The organism is Corallococcus praedator (assembly GCF_003612125.1).
In the GTDB taxonomy this organism is placed as follows: domain Bacteria; phylum Myxococcota; class Myxococcia; order Myxococcales; family Myxococcaceae; genus Corallococcus; species Corallococcus praedator.
Genome location: NZ_RAWI01000601.1, coordinates 1 through 3978, shown reverse-complemented (window position 1 = coordinate 3978; position 3978 = coordinate 1). Strand labels below are relative to the sequence as shown.

At 70.0% G+C, this 3978-nt stretch carries 4 protein-coding genes and 1 pseudogene; 4 read left to right on the top strand and 1 reads right to left on the bottom strand.

What is annotated here, in order from left to right; genetic code table 11:
• Positions 1 to 1212: hypothetical protein (locus tag D7Y13_RS39535; RefSeq protein WP_120630996.1), on the bottom strand; the 1212-nt coding region annotated here is incomplete at its 3' end.
• Between the two features lie 154 nt (positions 1213 to 1366).
• On the opposite strand from D7Y13_RS39535, the gene D7Y13_RS39530 reads away from it, so the two are divergent.
• The 4 genes and pseudogenes from D7Y13_RS39530 to D7Y13_RS39515 all read left to right on the top strand — a co-directional run.
• A complete protein-coding gene (locus D7Y13_RS39530) occupies positions 1367 to 2362 on the top strand; it encodes an aldo/keto reductase family protein (RefSeq protein ID WP_120533547.1) in 996 nt (331 codons plus the stop codon).
• Between the two features lie 249 nt (positions 2363 to 2611).
• Complete coding sequence (locus D7Y13_RS39525) at positions 2612 to 3304, top strand: MotA/TolQ/ExbB proton channel family protein (RefSeq protein ID WP_120533546.1); 693 nt, start codon at positions 2612 to 2614, stop codon at positions 3302 to 3304.
• A gap of 3 nt (positions 3305 to 3307) precedes the next feature.
• Positions 3308 to 3742 (top strand): ExbD/TolR family protein, encoded by a 435-nt coding sequence (locus D7Y13_RS39520; RefSeq protein WP_120585670.1) that lies wholly within the window; start codon positions 3308 to 3310, stop codon positions 3740 to 3742.
• Between the two features lie 22 nt (positions 3743 to 3764).
• Positions 3765 to 3978: pseudogene (locus tag D7Y13_RS39515) on the top strand (energy transducer TonB); the annotation flags it as partial.

Below are 3978 nucleotides of genomic sequence, written 5' to 3'. Positions count from 1 at the left end.
GTCCCCTCCCTGACCCTGCTGTCCCTGGCCCTGGCCCTGCTGTCCCTTTTGTCCCTGCCCTTGTCCCTGTCCGGACTGCTGCCGCCGGGTGGGACGCCTCGCCTGGGCCGAGCGGTTCCCCGCCGCGTTGTTTTCCTCGCCGAAGCGCTGGGCCAGCGCCTGCTGCCGGCGCTCCAACGTGCGCCGAAGGTCAGCGACCTGATCCGGAGAACCGGAGGCCTGCGCGCGAGCGGAAGCGCGGGCCTGGGCCTCGCGGGCTGCATCACCCGAGGCCTGCTGAGCGCCCTGTTTGTCTCCGCCCTGCTTGTCTCCGTCCTGATCTCCAGCACCCTGTCCCTGTGTGCCCTGTTGGGACGACGCCTGCGCTTCACCGTCCTCGGAGGGTCCGTCCTGTTCCTGCCCTCCGTTGGAGCGCGCATCGAGCGCCATGAGGGCCTGCTCCAGGGACTCGCGCTCGCGGGTCGCGGACTCGGCACCGCCGGCGGCGGCAAGAGCGTCCTCGAGTTCGGCGGCGGCCTCGGAAGCGCGGTTCAGTTCCGCGGCGGCCTCGGAGGCGCGCTCGGCGAGCCGCTGCTCCAGGGCATCGGAGGCCTCCCAGTCAGCGGAGTCGAAGCGGCCCTGGGCGACCTCGTCGGACAGCCGGCGCAGCTCCTCTTCGACGTCCTGGCCCAGGGGCTCCTCGCGGGCCAGGGCCTCCGCCTGGGCCTGCACGGCGGCGACCTGGGTCGCCGCGGCGGCATTGATGTTCGACGTGCGCAGCGCGGGCAGCGGAACGAGCAACCCCACCGCGAGGAACAGGAGCGCGCCCAGCAGCGCCCCCAGAGGCCGACGCCAGGGAACCTCCGGAAGCTTCACCTGCTGGGCGAACTGGTTGAGGGAGAGCTCCCACTCACCGACGGGGCGCTCCAGGCGCGTGAGCAGCAGGCCCCCGGCCCCGGCCGAACGGTCCGCGAGCACCGCCGCGTACTCCAGCGACACGCCCCGCGAACGGGCCCGCATGAACCACCCCGCAAGGCCCGCGACAACAAGCGGAGGCACGGCCCAGACAGCAGCGCCCCGCAGCAACATGCGACAGAGCACGCACGCGGTGGCGGTGGCCCAGACGGGGACGAGCCCCGCGCCCAGCCACGCCACGGCGTTGAGACGCCGCTGCACGCGCCGGACGGGCGCGAGCACGAGGGACTGGAAGCGGCGTTCTTCGCTGGCGGCCATGGGTGGAGGGCAGTGTCGGACACCCGCCCCTCCGTTCACAAGCGACGCCCGGGAACGGTCGAATCCCGGCGCGAGGGGTCGTCCGCCTGACTCCAACCGTCGAGAAGATGCGAATCCGTACGAACCCCGAAACGCGGCGGTTAGTCTGCCGCGCATGAACTTCCGGTTCCTCGGTCGCAGCGGTTTGAAGGTCAGCGAGATTTCCTTTGGCAACTGGCTCACGCACGGCTCCCAGGTGGAGGAGGACGCCGCGCTCGCCTGCGTGAAGGCGGCGCTCGACACGGGCATCACCACCTTCGACACCGCCGACGTGTACGCCGGCACCAAGGCCGAAGCCGTGCTCGGCCGCGCCCTCAAGGGCCAGCGCCGTGAAGGCTACGAGCTCTTCACCAAGGTCTACTGGCCCACCGGCCCCGGCCAGAACGACCGCGGCCTGTCGCGCAAGCACATCATCGAGTCCATCCACGGCTCGCTGCGCCGCCTCCAGACGGACTACGTGGACCTCTACCAGGCCCACCGCTTCGACGCGGAGACGCCCCTGGAGGAGACGATGCTCGCCTTCGCGGACATCGTGCGCCAGGGCAAGGCCCTCTACATCGGCGTCTCCGAATGGACCGCCGAGCAGATCACCGCCGGCGCGAAGCTCGCCCGCGAGCTGCATGTGCCCTTCGTCTCCAACCAGCCCCAGTACTCCATGCTCTGGCGGGTCATCGAATCCAAGGTCATCCCCGCCTCCGACGCGGAGGGCATGGGGCAGGTGGTCTGGTCCCCGCTCGCCAAGGGCGTGCTCACCGGCAAGTACCTCCCCGGCCAGCCCCCGCCGGCCGACACCCGCGCCTCCACCAAGCAGGGCGCCATGTTCATGACCAGCTTCATGACCGACGACGTGCTCACCCGCGTCCAGCAGCTCAAGCCGCTGGCGAAGGAAGCCGGCCTGTCGCTCGCGCAGCTGTCCGTCGCGTGGGTGCTCCAGAACAAGAGCGTCTCCACCGCCATCATCGGCGCCACCCGGCCGGAGCAGGTGCTCGACAACGTGAAGGCCACCGGCGTGAAGCTCGACGCCGACCTCCTGCGCCGCATCGACGCCATCCTCGGGCCTGTCGTGGAGCGCGACCCCGCGCAGACCGCCAGCCCCGACCGCCGGCCCTGAAGCCGGAAACGCCCAAGGCCCCCCAAGCGTACGGATGCCGGGGGCCTGTACCGGCAGGCGCCCCGACGGCCGCCCTCTCACATGACAGGGCATCCGACATCCACGCCCTCTACCCACCATTCCCGGTCGAATGGATTGTCACGGTCCCATGGCCTCCCTGCCGATCCATTTGACTTTTGAGTCGAGGGGAACAAGACACTGCCCCGCGCGTTGGCAGTCCTCACACTTCAACCCCCAGGCTTGTCTCCCATGACGTCCTTCCTCCTCCTGGCCCAGACGGCCCAACCCGAACTCGGCTGGTTGAGCGGCAAGCTGCTCGGGGTGACGCTGGGCAGCGCCGAGTGGGTGCTCTGGCTGCTGGTCATCCTCTCCGTGCTCTCCATCGCCGTGATGCTGGAGCGCGCCGTCTACTTCTCGCGCCACCGGCTGCCCAACTCGGAGGCGCTGGCCGTGCGGCTGGCGCGCGGTGAGTTCGACGCCGTCAGCGCCGAGGTGAAGAACCACAAGGGCATGGAGGCCGCCGTCATCCGCGAGGCCCTGGCCTCCGCGTCCCAGGGCCCCGACACCGTGGAGCAGGTCATCGCGTCCACCGTCGCCCGCGAGCGTCCCCAGTACGAGCGCTTCCTGTCGCTGTTGGGCACGCTGGGCAACAACGCCCCGTTCATCGGCCTGTTCGGCACGGTGCTCGGCATCATCAAGGCCTTCAACGACCTGGGCGCCATGAACGCCAAGGGCGGCGCCATGCAGCAGACGGTGATGGCCGGCATCTCCGAGGCGCTCGTCGCCACCGCCGTGGGCCTCGCGGTCGCCATCCCCGCCGTCGTCGCCTTCAACATCTTCAGCCGTCAGTTGAAGACGCTCACCAGCCGCACCACCTCCCTGGGCCACGCGCTCGTGGGCGCCATGAAGGCCAAGAAGCCGGGCGTCGCGGGGGGGAACTAGGTCATGGCCGGCAGCGCGGGCGACAACGACGAGGAAATCACCGGCATCAACGTCACGCCGCTGGTGGACGTGGTGCTGGTGCTGCTCATCATCTTCATGGTCACCGCGAACTTCATCGTCCGCGAGACGGTGGAGGTGGACCTGCCCCGCGCCGCCAATGGCGGTGAGACGGTGCAGGGCCTGGTGAACGTCGTCCTCGACAAGGAGGGCAAGCTCTACTTCGACGGCGCCGAAGTCACGGAAGCCGACCTGTCCCGCCGCGTGGTGGAGGCCGTCACCAAGGACAAGGACACGCGCGCCATCATCAGCGCGGACCAGACCATCGCCTACGGCCGCGTGATGCGCCTCATCGACGTGGTGAAGGGCCAGGGCATCGCCAAGTTCGCCCTCAACATCGAGAAGGACGTGGCCCCCGCGGCCACGCCCGCCGCTCCCTGACCCGAAGGCACGCGAAGCCACCATGAGCCAGGCGGTCCTCGACCCTTCCCTCCAGCCCCAGCGCGACCGCTCCACGCGGTTCGTGCTCGGCTTCTTCCTCGTGTCGCTCGCGCTGCACGCGGGCGGCTTCTGGTTCATCTCCACCCTGGAGGGCCGCAAGCAGATGGCCTCCCAGCGTCCGGTGGAACTGGTGATGGTGGAGGTGCAGAAGCCGCCCCCGCCGCCTCCCCCGGAGG

What these genes read in the sequence shown, in the direction of transcription:
- D7Y13_RS39525 (WP_120533546.1), top strand. Translation starts at nt 2,612, where the DNA reads ATGACGTCCTTCCTCCTCCTGGCCCAGACGGCCCAACCCGAACTCGGC.
- D7Y13_RS39530 (WP_120533547.1), top strand. Translation starts at nt 1,367, where the DNA reads ATGAACTTCCGGTTCCTCGGTCGCAGCGGTTTGAAGGTCAGCGAGATT.
- D7Y13_RS39520 (WP_120585670.1), top strand. Translation starts at nt 3,308, where the DNA reads ATGGCCGGCAGCGCGGGCGACAACGACGAGGAAATCACCGGCATCAAC.